Source organism: Brevibacterium litoralis, assembly GCF_040212315.1.
Lineage (GTDB): Bacteria > Actinomycetota > Actinomycetes > Actinomycetales > Brevibacteriaceae > Brevibacterium > Brevibacterium litoralis.
In genome coordinates, this window is the sequence record NZ_JBDIUY010000019.1 from 104,791 (window position 1) to 119,680 (window position 14,890).

16 protein-coding genes are annotated in these 14,890 nt (G+C 69.4%); 5 read left to right on the top strand and 11 right to left on the bottom strand.

Going from position 1 to position 14,890, the window contains the following annotated elements; translation table 11 throughout:
• Positions 1 to 35: 35 nt before the first annotated feature.
• Positions 36 to 869: a phosphoserine phosphatase SerB gene (serB, locus tag AAD496_RS06720; RefSeq protein ID WP_349827886.1), complete on the top strand. Its 834-nt coding sequence runs from the start codon at positions 36 to 38 to the stop codon at positions 867 to 869.
• A 174-nt stretch (positions 870 to 1,043) separates the two neighbouring features.
• Here the strand turns inward: serB and AAD496_RS06725 are convergent, their stop codons facing one another.
• The 3 genes from AAD496_RS06725 to AAD496_RS06735 form a co-directional block, all read right to left on the bottom strand.
• Positions 1,044 to 1,571: a SixA phosphatase family protein gene (locus AAD496_RS06725; RefSeq protein ID WP_349827887.1), complete on the bottom strand. Its 528-nt coding sequence runs from the start codon at positions 1,569 to 1,571 to the stop codon at positions 1,044 to 1,046.
• 186 nt (positions 1,572 to 1,757) lie between these two features.
• Entirely contained in the window at positions 1,758 to 2,519 is a 762-nt protein-coding gene (gene fabI, locus AAD496_RS06730; RefSeq protein ID WP_349827888.1) for an enoyl-ACP reductase FabI, read from the bottom strand.
• A gap of 98 nt (positions 2,520 to 2,617) precedes the next feature.
• On the bottom strand, positions 2,618 to 3,328 hold the full coding sequence (locus AAD496_RS06735; RefSeq protein WP_349827889.1) for a beta-ketoacyl-ACP reductase: 711 nt from the start codon (positions 3,326 to 3,328) through the stop codon (positions 2,618 to 2,620).
• 263 nt (positions 3,329 to 3,591) lie between these two features.
• On the opposite strand from AAD496_RS06735, the gene AAD496_RS06740 reads away from it, so the two are divergent.
• Genes AAD496_RS06740 through AAD496_RS06750 form a run of 3 tightly spaced genes read left to right on the top strand, consistent with a single transcriptional unit; the run spans position 3,592 to position 5,563 of the window.
• Positions 3,592 to 4,194, top strand: coding sequence for a DUF3099 domain-containing protein (locus tag AAD496_RS06740; protein ID WP_349827890.1), 603 nt, complete (start codon positions 3,592 to 3,594; stop codon positions 4,192 to 4,194).
• The gene (locus AAD496_RS06745) at positions 4,191 to 4,514 is read left to right on the top strand and encodes a hypothetical protein (RefSeq protein ID WP_349827891.1); all 324 of its coding nucleotides are present in this window, start codon (positions 4,191 to 4,193) and stop codon (positions 4,512 to 4,514) included. The genes AAD496_RS06740 and AAD496_RS06745 overlap by 4 nt, the downstream gene beginning before the upstream one ends.
• Complete coding sequence (locus tag AAD496_RS06750) at positions 4,511 to 5,563, top strand: SURF1 family cytochrome oxidase biogenesis protein (protein WP_349827892.1); 1,053 nt, start codon at positions 4,511 to 4,513, stop codon at positions 5,561 to 5,563. Before AAD496_RS06745 ends, AAD496_RS06750 begins: the two co-directional genes overlap by 4 nt.
• Before the next feature lie 31 nt (positions 5,564 to 5,594).
• Here the strand turns inward: AAD496_RS06750 and AAD496_RS06755 are convergent, their stop codons facing one another.
• The 3 genes from AAD496_RS06755 to AAD496_RS06765 all read right to left on the bottom strand — a co-directional run bounded on the left by AAD496_RS06755 (position 5,595) and on the right by AAD496_RS06765 (position 9,763).
• Positions 5,595 to 7,193 carry an ABC-F family ATP-binding cassette domain-containing protein gene (locus tag AAD496_RS06755; protein WP_349827893.1) on the bottom strand — a complete coding sequence of 533 codons (1,599 nt, stop codon included), beginning with the start codon at positions 7,191 to 7,193 and terminating at the stop codon, positions 5,595 to 5,597.
• A 3-nt stretch (positions 7,194 to 7,196) separates the two neighbouring features.
• Positions 7,197 to 8,009, bottom strand: a complete 813-nt coding sequence (locus AAD496_RS06760) for a ribonuclease H family protein (protein ID WP_349827894.1) — start codon at positions 8,007 to 8,009, stop codon at positions 7,197 to 7,199.
• A 251-nt stretch (positions 8,010 to 8,260) separates the two neighbouring features.
• A complete protein-coding gene (locus tag AAD496_RS06765; RefSeq protein WP_349827895.1) occupies positions 8,261 to 9,763 on the bottom strand; it encodes an aldehyde dehydrogenase family protein in 1,503 nt (500 codons plus the stop codon).
• 515 nt (positions 9,764 to 10,278) lie between these two features.
• Between AAD496_RS06765 and AAD496_RS06770 the strand changes: the two genes are divergently transcribed.
• The gene (locus AAD496_RS06770; RefSeq protein ID WP_349827896.1) at positions 10,279 to 11,337 is read left to right on the top strand and encodes an NAD-dependent epimerase/dehydratase family protein; all 1,059 of its coding nucleotides are present in this window, start codon (positions 10,279 to 10,281) and stop codon (positions 11,335 to 11,337) included.
• A 212-nt stretch (positions 11,338 to 11,549) separates the two neighbouring features.
• Here AAD496_RS06770 and AAD496_RS06775 read toward each other — a convergent pair whose 3' ends face one another.
• From AAD496_RS06775 to sufU, 5 genes are all read right to left on the bottom strand, one after another.
• Positions 11,550 to 12,203 carry an SRPBCC domain-containing protein gene (locus tag AAD496_RS06775; protein WP_349827897.1) on the bottom strand — a complete coding sequence of 218 codons (654 nt, stop codon included), beginning with the start codon at positions 12,201 to 12,203 and terminating at the stop codon, positions 11,550 to 11,552.
• A 79-nt stretch (positions 12,204 to 12,282) separates the two neighbouring features.
• The gene (locus AAD496_RS06780; RefSeq protein ID WP_349827898.1) at positions 12,283 to 13,095 is read right to left on the bottom strand and encodes a tyrosine-protein phosphatase; all 813 of its coding nucleotides are present in this window, start codon (positions 13,093 to 13,095) and stop codon (positions 12,283 to 12,285) included.
• 44 nt (positions 13,096 to 13,139) lie between these two features.
• Entirely contained in the window at positions 13,140 to 13,817 is a 678-nt protein-coding gene (locus AAD496_RS06785; RefSeq protein ID WP_349827899.1) for a phosphate/phosphite/phosphonate ABC transporter substrate-binding protein, read from the bottom strand.
• A 242-nt stretch (positions 13,818 to 14,059) separates the two neighbouring features.
• Positions 14,060 to 14,395 (bottom strand): metal-sulfur cluster assembly factor, encoded by a 336-nt coding sequence (locus AAD496_RS06790; RefSeq protein ID WP_349827900.1) that lies wholly within the window; start codon positions 14,393 to 14,395, stop codon positions 14,060 to 14,062.
• A complete protein-coding gene (gene sufU / locus AAD496_RS06795) occupies positions 14,392 to 14,871 on the bottom strand; it encodes a Fe-S cluster assembly sulfur transfer protein SufU (protein WP_349827901.1) in 480 nt (159 codons plus the stop codon). The genes AAD496_RS06790 and sufU overlap by 4 nt, the downstream gene beginning before the upstream one ends.
• Between the last annotated feature and the right edge of the window lie 19 nt (positions 14,872 to 14,890).

Below are 14,890 nucleotides of genomic sequence, written 5' to 3' on the forward strand. Positions count from 1 at the left end.
CAGGGTGCCTCGGGTGCGGGGCCTAGACTTCCCGTGTGACTTCGCAGACTCCTCGCCCCCAGCGCATCAGCATCATCCGGCCGATCGACGATGGCTACTCCCTCGCCACGACGATGGCGGACCCGTCGACGGTCGATGACGGAGTCTCCAACGCGAAGCAGGTGTTCGGTGACGCGGTGGACGTCTTCGTCGTGCCGCCTGCCCTCACCGCGGCACCGCCCCAGTTGGTGCTCATGGACGTCGACTCGACGTTCATCAACGAGGAGGTCATCGAGCTCATCGCCGAGCACGCCGGCGTCCGGGAACAGGTCGCCGAGGTGACCGAGCGCGCCATGCGGGGCGAACTCGACTTCGAGCAGAGCCTCCGCGCGCGGGTGGAAACTCTGGCCGGGCTGCCCGTGTCCGTCCTCGACGAGGTGGCGCGGTCGGTCACCTACTCCCCCGGCATCCCGGAGTTCGTCGCCGCCGCACAGGCCGCAGGCACGCACGTGGCGTTGGTCTCCGGCGGGTTCGACGTGATCGTGGAGTCCCTCGCAGGTCGTCTGGGCGTCACCGACACCGAGGCGAACACCCTCGAGATCGTCGACGGGAAACTGACCGGACGGGTTACCGGGCGCGTGGTCGACCGCGCGCGCAAGGCGGAACGACTGGCCGAGATCTGCTCCGAGCGCGGCTTCGACGTCGCGCGCACGGTGGCGATCGGCGACGGGGCGAACGACCTCGACATGGTCGACGCCGCAGGCTACGGCATCGCGTTCTGCGCCAAGCCCACACTCGTCGAAGGGGCGGACGCCTCCCTCACCATCCGGCGGATGGATGCGGTGTGGGCGGCACTCACCGGTAAGGCGCCCGGCGGTCCGCAGGGGTGAGTGGGCCCGTGCCGCCTGCGCCTGCGCCCGACCCTGCGAGGTAGATGTCGTTCCGCAGGACTCTTGTCTCGTAGTCCTGCACGACTACGAGACAAGAGCCCTGTCAAACGACATCTTGCTCGTAGGTGTGAGAGGGACCGATTCGCCCGGCATTAACCAGGGGTTCGCGACCGGTCAGAAGCTGTGGATCTCGGGGAGCGGGAAGTCGCCGACAGGGACCTCCCAGTCAGGGAGGTCGAACACGGCGAGGGTGCTCGGGTGGATGGGGCCCAGGAACTCGCCGAACGGGCTGGACGAACCGGCCATTCGCGCCTTCGCGCACACTTCGTCGATGACCGCACCGACCGTGGGCTGATGACCGACGACGTAGGCTCCGCGCGCTTCCGGCGGGATCGTCGAGAGCACCTCCAGCCAGTCCTCGACCCCGGCCATGTAGAGGGTCGCGTCGGTGGTGACCTCGAGGTCCGGCGCGGTGCCGCTCTCCTCCGCCGCCGAACGCCTCTTCTTCTGCGCCTCCACGACCGGTTCGGAGGTCTCCACGGTCCTGCGCGCCTCGGATCGGACGATCATGTCGAGGTCGTACCCCGCCAGGAACTCCGCGGCACGGTCCGCTTGACCCCGACCGTGGTCCGTGAGCGGGCGGTCGATGTCGGTCGCGGCGGGCCCGGCCTCACAGTGGCGGGCGAGAACGAGGATCGGCATGCCCCCAGGCTACGGGTCGGGCCCGGTCCGGGTCACGCCCTCTTCTCAGCACCTGAATCCCCACCCGGGGCCCCGACGCGACGGCGCCCCGCACGTCCGTGGTGGAGTGCGGGGCGCCTCGGCGACGGGGTGATGGCGTGCCATGGCGAACCTGGACGCCTTATCTGGTGCGGCCGCTGAAGCCCCTCAGGCTCCGGTGGAGTGGAGGCCGCCGTCGACGTGGACCATCTCGCCGGTGGTGGCGGGGAACCAGTCGGAGAGCAGGGCGACGATCGCCTTGCCGGCGGGCTCGGTGTCGGTCTCGTCCCAGCCGATGGGCGCGCGGTCGCTCCACACGTCCTCGAAGGCCTCGAAACCGGGGATCGACTTGGCGGCGGTCGTCTTCAGGGGGCCTGCGGACACGAGGTTCACGCGCACCCCGTCGGCTCCCATGTACTTGGCCAGGTAGCGGCTGGTCGACTCCATGGCCGCCTTGGCGACACCCATCCAGTCGTAGGCCGGCCAGGCGACGGTCGCGTCGAAGGTGAGACCCACGACGCCGGCGCCCTCGTTGAGCACCGGGCGGGCGGCCACGGTGATCGCCTTGAGCGAGAAGGCGGAGACCTGGAAGGCGGTCGCGGCCGACTCGAAGGGGGTGTCGAGGAAGACGCCGCCCAGTGCGTCCTTCGGGGCGAAGGCGATCGCGTGGACGATGCCGTCGATGTTGCCGCCCAGACGCTCGGGCAGGGCCGCGAGGTCCTCCTCGTCGGTGGCGTCGAGCTCGATGACGTCGACGACCGGCTTCGGCAGACGCTCGGCGATGATCTTCGTGATCTTCATCTGGCGGCCGAAGGAGGAGAGGATGACCTCCGCCCCCTGCTCCTGTGCCAGACGGGCGGCGGCGAAAGCGATGGAGGCCTCCGTGAGCACGCCGGTGACGAGGATGCGCTTGCCCTCGAGAATTCCCATGGATCGTCCTTTCGAAAGGTGGTGAAAGCTGTGTGCCCCTCACGGGGCGGGTGCCCCTCCCGGGGCTGAACGTTCAGACGGAACGCAGAGTCCGGAAGTCAGTGCCCCATGCCCAGGCCGCCGTCGACCGGGATGACGGCGCCGGAGATGTAGGCGGCCTCGTCGGAGGCGACCCAACGGACGACCTTGGCGACCTCCTCGGCCTCGGCGAACCGCTTGGCCGGGATCGAGTCGAGGTATTCCTTCTGCTGCTTCTCGGGCAGCTCCGCGGTCATCTCGGTGTTGATGAAGCCGGGCGCCACGACGTTCGCGGTGATGCCGCGGGCACCGAGCTCACGCGTGATCGAGCGGGCCATGCCCACCAGGCCGGCCTTCGACGAAGAGTAGTTGGCCTGGCCGGGCACCCCGTAGAGGCCGGACACGGACGACACGAGCACGATCCGGCCGAACCGACCGCGGATCATGTTCGTCACACCGCGCTTGACGACGCGGAACGCGCCACCCAGGTTCGTGTCGACGACGGCGTCGAAGTCCTCCTCGCTCATCCGCATGAGCAGGTTGTCCCGGGTGATACCGGCATTGGCGACGACGACGTCGACGTTGCCCAGCTCCTCCTCGACCTGCGTGAACGCGGCGTCGATCGACTCCGGGTCCGTCACGTCGGCGGCCACCGCCAGGGCTCCCTCGGGGGCCTCACCGTTGCGGGAGGTGACGGCGACGGCGTACCCGCTCGCCACGAACTCCTCCGCGATCTTCCTGCCGATCCCCCGGTTGCCACCGGTCACGAGGACGACGCGCTTGTCAGCCACGGGCACTCTCCTTCACACCGGGCAGGTCTGCCCCGCACACCGGTGAATCTCGTCGAACTGGCTTGCCTCCGGCACGATCCGCACCGGTTCCGCGCACCAACCTACAACGCGGAACGCCACCGTGCGTGCAGCGGGGACAACGACGGGCGTATGCTTTTGTACCCGTGACCGCCCGGGCACACCGTCACGTGTACGGCACGCATCGACAGTGTCCGGTGGACCGCCCGGCACCGCGGCCACACGTCATGATCGAACGGGGGAACGTGGCGAAGAAGAGACCGGTCGCCCAGGTGACCGAGGCGACCCAGGACTCCGTCCGCGACGACGTCGATCTCCGCACCCGCCGCTACCTGTGGTCGATGGCCATCCGCACCGTCTGCTTCGTACTCGCCGTCGTCTTCACCCTGTGGAAGCCGGGCTGGTACGTGCTCGTCTTCTTCGTCGGCGCCGTCGTCCTCCCGTGGATCGCAGTGTCGCTGGCCAACAACCGCACGCGCCGGACCCTGCCCACGCGTACCGCCGTCGTCGACGGCCCGCCGCGCCACGGTCTGCACGGTGACGTCCACCCCGCCGCCGAGGCGCCCTCCCCTCCCCACACCCCCACCGCGGGCACCGGGGCGGGCACAGAAGGCGACACAGGGGACGACGGCACCGGGGACGACGGTTCAGGGAACGACGAGGAACCGATCGTCCTCGACGGCGACGACGTGACCGCGCGGTCGACGTCCGACCCCAGCACCTTTTCAGATGCACCTGGGACCATGGGAACCGACGCTCATCCGGACGGCGGCGACTCCGGGCGGGCGTCCGACAGCGACTCGACCGACGACTTCCGGACCGACAGCAAGGACTCCACCGACCGATGACCGACGACATCTTCCGCATCCTCGGCGCACGCCCCGGGTCACCGGGCGGATCACCATCCGGCTCACGGGACGCCTCCGGACAGGCTGAACAGGGTGGAGCCGACGGTCCGGTCCGGGGACTCCAGTGCTCGGCCAAGGCGTGCCGCGCGGACGCCTCGCACGCGATGTTGTGGAACAACCCGCGCATCCACACGCCCGAGAGGCGCAAGGTATGGCTCGCCTGCCCGGACCACCGCGGCTACCTGCGCGAGTACTTGGAGATGCGGTCCCTGTTCAAGGACGAGGTCACGGTCGACGCGATCCCGGAGTCCGCCGGATGAGGAACGGACGTTTCGGATTCCTCCTGACCCGCCGCTGGCTCACGTACATCGCCCTCGCGATCGTCGCCGCGGCCGTCTGTGGACTCCTGTCGAACTGGCAGAACGACCGGCGGGCCCAGCGCGATGCGGAGATCGACCGCATCGAGACGAACTACGGCGGCGACCTCCACGACATCACCGATCTCCTGCCGGACACGGACGCGACCCTCGACGCGGACGACGAGTGGAAGCGGGTCGAACTCACCGGTCACTATGCCGTCGAGGACACCGTGCTCGCCCGTAACCGCACGCTCAACGCGCAGTCGGGCTACTACGTGGTCGTCCCCTTCCTCGTCAAAGGCGGTGCCGACGGGACCGGCGCCGGTACTCCGCAGGGCGCCTCGGTCGCGGTGGCCCGCGGCTGGGTGCCGACGGACTCGACGGCCGGCACCCCGGAGGACACCGCGATCCCGGCGGTGCCCACCGGGACGGTGACCCTCACCGGGTGGGTACGACCGGCCCAGGACGGATCCGGTGACGAGAACCCCGAAGGACTCATCCGCGCGATCGACCCGGAGCGGATCCCCGGCATGGAGGACGGCTACCGGCACGTCTACCTGGAGATGGAGTCCGAGGACCCCGCGGGCGAGCAGATCACCGCGCTCCCCGTGCCGGACACGGATCCGGGCTCGCACCTGTCGTACACGTTCCAGTGGATCGTGTTCGGCGTCATGATCCTCGGCGGCGTCGGCTACGCGGCCGTGCGTGAGCGCCGCACCCTCGACGCCGAGGCGGGTGGGCCCGAATCAGGAGCGCACAGGGTGGCCGGCGGACCCGGCTCCGGTGATGACTCCGAGGGTGCGGCAGGACCCGACTACGTGGTCGTCGACAAGACGATGCTGCGGTCCCGCGCGACCCGGAAGCTCGCGACCGGAAAGAATCAGAGTGGGAGGCCGACGTCCCGGGGCGAAGGACGCTACGCGGGCGCCTCGCCGTCGCGGATGCAGCGCGGCCGGAAGCCCGCCACCGCGGAGGACGTCGAGGACGCCCTCCTCGACGAACAGGTCTGACGACCCTGTAGGGAGCGCCCCGTGTCCGCCCTCAGGTCATCGTGACGAGGTCGAGGTAGGAGTCGTTCCAGATGTCCTCGTCGGCGTCGGGCAGGAGCAGGACCCGGTCGGGGTCGAGGGCGCTCACGGCACCCTCGTCGTGGGTGACGAGCACGATCGCGCCCTCGTAGCGGCGGATGGCGCCCAGGATCTCCTCGCGGCTGGCGGGGTCGAGGTTGTTGGTCGGCTCGTCGAGCAGCAGGACGTTCGCGCCGGAGACCACGAGGGTTGCCAGGGCCAGACGTGTCTTCTCGCCGCCGGAGAGGACCCCGGCGGGCTTGTGCACGTCGTCGCCGGTGAAGAGGAACGACCCGAGCACCGTGCGCACCGCCGTGTCGTCCAGGTCCGGGGACGCCGAGCGCATGTTCTCCAGGACCGTCCGGTCGTGGTCGAGCGTCTCGTGCTCCTGGGCGTAGTAGCCGAGCTTGAGGCCGTGACCGGGGATCACCTCACCGGAGTCCGGCTCCTCCTGACCGGCCAGCAGCTTGAGCAGGGTCGTCTTACCGGCGCCGTTGAAGCCGAGGATCACCACGCGCGCCCCGCGGTCGATCGCGAGGTCGACACCGGTGAACACCTCGGTCGAGCCGTAGGACTTCGAGAGCCCCTCGGCGGTGAGCGGCACCCGACCGGAGGCCGCCGGGGTCGGGAACTTGAGGTGCGCGACCTTGTCGGCCTGTCGCTCGTCCTCCAGGCCGGCCATCATCCGCTCGGCGCGCTTGGCCATCTGCTGGGCGGCGACGGTCTTGGTCGCCTTCGCACGCATCTTGTCGGCCTGCGCCATGAGGGCGGTGGCCTTCTTCTCGACGTTCGCGCGTTCGCGGCGGCGGCGACGCTCGTCGTCCTCGCGCTGCTTGAGGTAGTGCCGGTACCCCATCGCGTAGATGTCGATGGTCTGGCGCATGGCGTCGAGGAAGAACACCTTGTTGACGACCTCGTCGATGAGATCGAGGTCGTGGGAGATGATGATGAGCCCGCCGTCGTACACCTTGAGGTAGTCGCGCAGCCACATGATCGACTCGGCGTCGAGGTGGTTGGTCGGCTCGTCGAGGATCATGATGTCGGGTGCGGCGAACAGGATCCGCGCGAGTTCCACCCGGCGGCGCTGACCGCCGGAGAGCGTCTCGAGCGGCTGGTTCAGCAGCGCTTCGGTGAGGCCCAGGTTCGCGGCGATCGTGAGCGCCTCGGACTCCGCGGCGTACCCACCGGCGGCGACGAACTCCGCCTCCACCCGCGGGTACTTCTCGATCGCCTTCTCCATGACCTTCGGGTCCGGCGAGCTCATCTGCTCCTCGGTCCGGCGCATCCGGCGCGCGATCACGTCGAGCTCCCGCGCTCCGAGGATCCGCTCCTTGCCGGTCGCCTTGGGGTCACCGGAGCGGGGGTCCTGCGGCAGGTAGCCGACGGTCCCGCTGTGGGTGACGGTGCCCTCGTTCGCCGGGTGGTCGCCCATGAGCACCTTGGTGAGCGTCGTCTTCCCGGCGCCGTTACGGCCGACGAGTCCCACCCGGTCACCCTTGTCGACGCGGAAGGTCACCTCCGACATGAGGGTGCGGGATCCGACGAGGACCTCGAGATCGGACACTGCGAGCATGGCTCAGGCTCCCTGTCGGTCGGCGGGGTCCGCCGACGGGTCGGTGGTGGGGGCGGGGCGTGCGCCCGCCTTCGTGTACTTCTGTGCGTGACCGCGCGTGATGAGCTCGACGAGCAGGGTCTGCGGGTGCACACCCTCCTCGATCGCCTTCCGCACGATGTCGTCCGCGAACGAGGTCGGCAGATCACAAGAGACCGTCACACTGTCGGGGTTCGCTGTCGGTGCGGACGCGGAGGGAACGGTGGGAGGAGAGGTGGAGGGCGCCTCGGCGGCGGTGCTCGCGGCAGTGGCACCCGCAGAGGAGCTGGTGTCCCCGGAGGGTGACCGGTCGGTGAGGAGGCGGTCGTCCGGACCGTCGTGCCAGCCCGGCCCCTCGGGGACGGTGGTCTTCTTCCGGAACGCCTCGGCGGCGGCGCGGGCGCGGGAGTCGGCTGCCTCGTTCATGCGGTGGTCGGAGTGGCCCTTGACCCATTCGAATGTGACCTCGCGGTCGGCGAGGGCCAGATCGAGGGCCTCCATGAGATCGCGGTTGAGGACGTCCTTGCCGTCGCGCTTCTTCCAGCCCTTCTTCTTCCAGCCGGGCATCCACTTGGTGAGCGCGTTGATGACGTACTGGCTGTCGCACAGCAGGTGGAAGTGCTCGTCCAGGTGCGCCGTCGCCTGCAGGAGGGACAGGACCGCCTGGAGCTCGCCGCGGTTGTTCGTCGAGTTCGGCCAGCCTCCCGCCGCCCACCGGTCGTCGTCCACGTACCAGGCCCACCCGGCGGGGCCGGGGTTGCCGAGGGCGGAGCCGTCGCAGGCAGCGGTGATCGTCATGAGGTCCTTTCCACGCGGATGGCCCCCGTCGTCGACAGTGCCGTCGATGATGCCGTCGACAGCGCGCGGAGGCCGGGCTCGAGTCTACGTCGTGGGCCCTGTCCGGGAAGAACCGTCGGCTGGGCGCTTCCTCACGTTCCCGAGGCGCCCTGCACGATCGGCTGGGTCGTGCAGGGCGCCTCGGGAACGGGATTCGGGACATGCGTAGCCAGAAAGTGGTGAGATGTCGGTTCGACCGGTCCGGTCGTCGGTCAGACCATCGACTCGTCGAGTTCGGCGATCGTGTGGGTGTCCTGGAAGCCGCGGACCCCCTGGATGCCCATCTCGCGTCCGAAACCGGAGTACTTGAAGCCGCCGAATGGTGCGCGGTTGTCCAGGCGGGCGGCACCGTGGTCGTTGATCCACACGTGACCGGCGTACACTCGCGCGGCGACGCGGCGGGCACGGTCGAGATCGGCCGACCAGACCGAACCGTCGAGGGCGGCCCAGCTGTCGTTCGCCTTCGCGACGGCCTCCTCGTCGGAGTCGACCGGCACGATCGGGATGACCGGACCGAACTGCTCCTCGGTGACGACGCGGAGGGACTCGTCGGGATCGACGACGAGGGCCGGACGGAGGAAGTACCCCTCCGCCAGTTCCCCATCCGGGAGTTCCCCGAACTCGAAGACCTCGGCACCGGACTCGCGCGCCTCGGCGATGAGCTCGGCGACGAAATCGCGCTGACGCGCGGTGTGGAGCGGTCCCATCGTCGTGCCCTCGTCGGTGCCGGCACCGAGGACGACCTGCTCCAGACGCGCCGACAGGCCGGCGACGACCTCGTCCATCCGCGACCGGTGGACGTAGAGGCGCTTGGCGTTCATGCAGATCTGGCCGGTCGAGTCGTAGATGGAGTGGAACAGACGGTCCAGGTGGGTGTCGTCGAGGATCGCGTCGTCGAGGATGAGCGCCGCGTCGTTGCCGCCGAGCTCCAGCGTCGTGCGGGTGAGGCCGCGGGAGGCCATCTCCTGCATCTTCTTACCGCCGCCGACCGAGCCCGTGAAGGTGAGCTTGGCGACGTCGTCACTCTCGATGAGGGCAGACATCGGTTCGTTCTCCCCGGTGACGACGTTGAGCACGCCGGCCGGGAGCTTCTCGGCCACGCGCCGGACCACACGGGTGGTCGCGAGCGGGGTGGTGAGCGGCGGCTTCACGACGACGGTGTTCCCGGCGACGAGCGCCTGTGGCAGACCGGCGGCGAGGATCGCGAGTGGCCAGTTGTACGGCACGATGATCGACACGACGCCGAGCGGCCGGTAGGAGATCGTGAGCTCGGTCGGGATGGTGTCGGTCGTCGGCAGGACGGTCGTCGAATCGACCTGGTCGGCCAGGGCCATGGCCTCGCGCCAGCGCTGCTCGAAGACGAGGGCGTCGACCCAGGACTCCACCGTGGGCTTGCCGTTCTCCTCCGAGAGGATCCGGGCGTCCTCGTCACGGTCGTCGGCGATCCCGGCGATCGCCTCACCCATGAGCCGGGCGCGCTCCTGGGCGCCGAGTGCGGCCCACGCGACCTGGGCGTCCTTCGCACTCGCGATCGCGCTCTGCACGTGCGCGGCCGATGCGGAGGCCGCACGGCCCACCACTCGCGCGGGACGGGCGGGGTCGTGGACGACGATCTCGTCCTCGGTGTGGATCTCCTCGCCGCCGATGTAGAGGCCGGTGCGGACAGGGGTGGCCTGGTCGGCGGGCGAGAGCTGGTTGTCGGAAGTCGCGGGCACGGAGCCCACCTCCTCGTACGTGGACGGACATACCGGGGAACGGGGTCGTTCCCACGCCCGGAACACTACGACTGGTGATGGATTCGGAACAGAGGACCGGGGCGTCTCCTTGCTCACATTATTGAACTTTCAATTACCTCCATCGTGCTGCGCGCATTGCCCCGGAGTGCACTCCGAGGCGTCCATGGCTGTTCGATCTGCTGAACACCTCCAAGTCCTGCTGTGTTCGGCATGATGAACGGCCAGGTCAGAGCCCCTATTGCCGCGGCGATCGCTCATTCGACCCTTCGAACGGCGAAAACCCCACGCATGGAAGAATCCTTGCCGAGGCACCCCCGGATCGTTGGTCTCACCATCGAACTCTCGTCTCGAGACTCCCCTCCCCTTCGTGCCGATGCCGACGCGCGACGCAGTCCACACGCGTCGCGCCCAGCTGCGAGATTGGAGCCGAGATGTCGATACACCCGCGGCGTGGATGACGCGTCGCGATCGCAGGTGCCAGGAGGAGCACGGACATGGAACCGATGAAGGTCGTCATCGCCGGTGGGTCCGGTGCGCTCGGACGCGCGCTCGTCGGCGCACTGCAGCGCGCCGGTCACGAACCACACGTGCTCACCCGGGCGGACTCGGGGCGCGTGGCGGGCGCACCGGCACACACCTGGGACGGGCGGACCGCCGGAGCGTGGGCCCAGGTCCTCTCCCCCGACCGACGTGATCAACGGGTCGCAGTCGTGAATCTCGCGGGGAAGCTGGTCGACTGCCCACCGACGGACGCGAACATCGCGGCCCTGCGCGACAGTCGGGTCGAGGCCACCCGCGCACTCGTCACGGCTTCGCAGGAGCACCCTGTCGACGTGTGGCTCCAGGTCTCGACGACGGCGATCTGGTCGCACGGCGGGGACACCCGACTCACCGAGGACTCCCCCGTGCCGACCGGCGTGGACGCGTTGCCGCAGATGACAGGGGTCGCAGCTCCCTGGGAGGCGGCCGTCGAGGGTGCGGGTCTGCAGGCGGGAGGGCGCCTCGTGACACTGCGCACCTCGATCGTCCTCCAGCACGACGCGCCGGCGTTCGGCCGCCTGGTCTCCCTCGCCCGGACCGGGGCGGGCGGCACTGTCGGGTCCGGGGCCCAGTGGTTCTCGTGGATCCACGTCGACGACTGGCTGCGGATCGCCTTCACAGCTCTCGGGCTGGAGCCCGGCCCGGGGCTGAGGTTCCGACCGTCCTCCGATCGCTCCGGCAGAAACGCCGGCTCGCGCGCGTCGGCACCGGACGCCGACTCCGGACCACTGACGCTGCCGTCCGGAGTCGTCATCGCGGCCGCACCGAATCCGGTGACGAACGCCCGGCTCATGCGTGCACTGCGCGAGCGGCGTGCACCCCTGCGTCAGGTGATCCCCGGCGGCCTCGGCATGCCCGCGCCCGGGCCGATCCTTTCACTCGGTGCTGCCGTGTTGCACACGGATCCTGCGCTCGGCCTCACCGGTCGCCACACGACCTCCCGTGTGCTCGACGATCTGGGTTTCGAGTTCGAACACCCCGACCTCGACGGAGCCCTGGCGACCCTCTTCTGAGTTCGCTCCTCCGCACGGAGTCAGTCCATCCCGCCTCGGGGCCCCGGCAACCGTGGAGATTCATCCTGGCATCCACGCGGACCTGCGACCATGATGTCGTTCGGCAGGGCATGTGTCTCGTAGTCGTGCAGAACTACGAGACAAGAGGCCCGCGGAACGACATCTACCTCGCAGTCTGGAGTCTCGGGCCGGGAACTACCGCCCCGGCGCTCTCAGGCCGGGGGCTCCGGCGGGGTCTCGGGTACACCGAGTGCGGCGACGATCCGGCCGTACTCCGCGGCCAACGCGGTGGTCTCGTCCTCGGACAGGGTCTCCGCCGTCCCGGTGCGCAGCATCGTCACGAGCCCGTGGAGGCAGGCGTACCAGCCGGCCATCGTGCCCTCCGGGGGCCAGGGGCCTTCGGCCGCGAGCCAGGTCGAGAAGGTCAGCCGGGTCGAGTCGGACCCCAGGGACTCAAGATCGAAGACGAGTCGCTCGGTGTCCCAGGTGAACTCGAAGTTCTGCTCCGGTTCCCAGGCCAGAAGGTCACCGGGCATGTCGGACTCCCCGTCCATCCCGGCCTCCTCCAGTTGATCCTCTCCGGCCTTCAGATGCTCCGGCCAGAAGCGGAAGGTCAACCGGGAACCGGGTTCCCGGTCCCCGATGATGTCCGCAGGGAACCAGTGCCGCAGGTCCTCCGACTCCGTGAGGGCCCGCCAGGTGCGCGCCGTGTCGGCCGGGAGCTCCCGCACATACGTGATCGTGAGCTGATCACCTTCGCGCACGACCGTCCCGAGATCCGGCCTCCCGCCGTCCGGGGTCCCCGCGCCCACCTGTGCGTCGTCGTTCTGCATGTCCTCGTCCTTCCGGATCGATCCGTCTGACATGGTGCTCGCCGCACACGCTACGACGAGCAGCCCCGTCACGCACGCAGGGAACGTGAAGGTGACGCGGACGCCTGAGCCCTCACTCCACCGCGCCACCCTCACACAGCCGCGCGCGCAGTGCCTGCAGATCCTCTGCGGTGCCGCCGTGGGCGGTGAACCAGCCCTCGGCTCCGCCATCGAACGCCTCGACCGCGTCGAGGACTGCCTCCATGTCGGGCGCCTTCGCACCCATGAGGCCGCTCATGTCGATCCCGGCCGCCTCGAACTGCTGCATCACCACGTGCGCCGAGGTGCCCATCCGCGCGTGCACCCCGTCCATGTTCGGGTCCGTTGCCTCGTAGTCGACGACGACCTCCGCACGGTCGGCCCCGGCGAGAACGAGGGCCAGCGCCACGAGCGTGCCGGTCCGATCCTTGCCCGCCGCGCAGTGCACGAGCACCGGGGCGGGCCCGGTCGCGATCGCACGCAGCCCCTCGACGAGCATCGGCCCGGCCGAGTGCAGCATGTCGACGTAGGTCTCGCCGAGCGTGGCCGGGAACGCGCCCGGATCCGTCGACTTCTCCCCCATGACCGGCAGGTGCACGACCTCGGCGTGAGCGGCCAGCGCGTGCTCCGCGCCCACGCCCACCTGCTCGCCCCCGGTCCTCAGGTCGATGACGGTCCGCGGCGGCCAGGCCGTCGGGTACCCCGCGTGGTCGTCGTCGGCGAAGGGTGCGTCGGACCGCAGGAGCATCCCGCTCACGATCCCCGACACGTGCGTCGACACGTCCCGCAGGTTCGCCAGGCCCGGCAGCCGCGTGACCCCCTCCCCCGTGGCGTCATGGGTGGCGCCACCGGCGACGAAACCGGCGGGCACCTCGGCGGCCGGTGCCGTCTTCTTCGTCGTCGTCATCGCCACTCCTCCCCTGCTCCGTGACCGGCCTTGTGGGACCGGACTCAGCCCAGGTCCGAGATGTCGACGCCGGCGATCGCGGCGATGTCGACGAAGGGCTGGAAGATCTCGTCACCCGGCTCGACGATCGGATCGACACCCTCGGGCATGCCCTCCATGTAGAGGCCCAGGGTGTCGCGGTTCACGTCGGAGAAGACGGCGGGGATCGCCTCGAGGAGGAGGGCCCGCTTCTCGTCGCTCATCGACTGGCTGCCGAGCATGCTCACGGAGATCGGCATGGAGATCGACTCGCTCACGATCCGGAACTCACCCTCGTCGAACGGGAAGAGCGGGTTGTCCTGTCCGGCCATGGCCGTGAAGATCGTCGAGGTGCACACCACGTCGGCCTGCCCCTCCTGCAGGGCGATGAAGCTGCGGTCGTGACCATCGGCGAAGAGTACTTCGAAGTCCTCGCCCTCGGCCTTGTCGGCCTCGTCGAGCATGTGGATCGGCATGAAGTAGCCGGAGGTGGAGGCCGGATCGGCGAAGGCCACGGTGTCCTCGGGGGTGAGGTACTCCAGCGACTGAATGGGCGACTCGTCGAGGACGATGCACTGTGAGACCGGCTCGTCGGTGCCGGGCCAGGCGACGAGGGAGTCGACCTCACCGGTGTTGACGGCCAGCGCCGAGGGGAAACCGGACATGATCCCGATGTCCTCGTGGCCGGCGCGGGGAATCCGCACTTCTCATGCCGAGGAGGGGGCGGGGCGGAGAGCTTCCCGAGTGGGTGTGGTGGGCGTACGGAGGCAGTACGAAACGCCCGTGCCGGGACCGCGCAGGTCTCGGAACAGGGGTTTCGTACTGTTGGAGTGGGCGGGAGGGAAGCTCTCCGTCCCGGCCCCGGCAGGAACCGGAGCGGGAGGGGTTCCCCGCGCCGCGCCCGGCACGTGACATGCCAAGGACAGGGCGCCTCGGCAGCGGGAACTCAGATGTTGAACCCGAGGGCCCGCATCTGCTCCTTGCCGTCCTCGGTGATCTTCTCGGGGCCCCAGGGCGGCATCCAGACCCAGTTGATCCGGTAGGCCGGCACGATGCCCTCCAGGCACTGCGCGGTCTGGTCCTCGATGACGTCCGTGAGCGGGCAGGCCGCGGACGTGAGCGTCATCTCGATGACGGCGGTGCCGTCCTCGTCGACGCTGGCCCCGTAGACCAGACCCAGGTCGACGACGTTGACACCCAGTTCGGGGTCGACGACGTCCATCATCGCTTCGAGCACTTCCTCGTTCGACGCATTGGTCGGTCCGTCGATGACATCGGTCATGCCACACCTCCTGCTGCCCTCGCGATGGCGAGGGCGTCCTTGAGTGCCACCCACGCGAGGAGGGCGCACTTGATCCGATTGGGGAACTTGGACGTCCCGGCGAACGCGGCCGCATCGCCCAGGACCTCCTCGTCGGGTTCGATGGTCCCACGCGAGTGCATGAGCGCGTGGAAGGCCGCCTCGACGCGGGCGAACTCCTCCGCCGAGAGGTCCTCGGCCATCTCCGTGGCGACCGAGGCGGACGCCATCGAGATCGAGCACCCTTCACCGTCCCAGCGTACGCGGGTCCGCCCGGTGGCGGGGTCGACCTCGGCCTCCACCGTGATCTCGTCGCCGCAGGTGGTGTTCACCTGGTGCGAGGAGCCGAACAGCGGCGAGTGCTCGATGTCCGTGCCTCCCACCAGCGGCAGGTTACCGTGGCGGGCGCGCGCGTGGTCGAGGATCACCTGCTGGTACAGCTGGTTCAGGTCGTTCATGACGCCTCGTTCGTGGTCT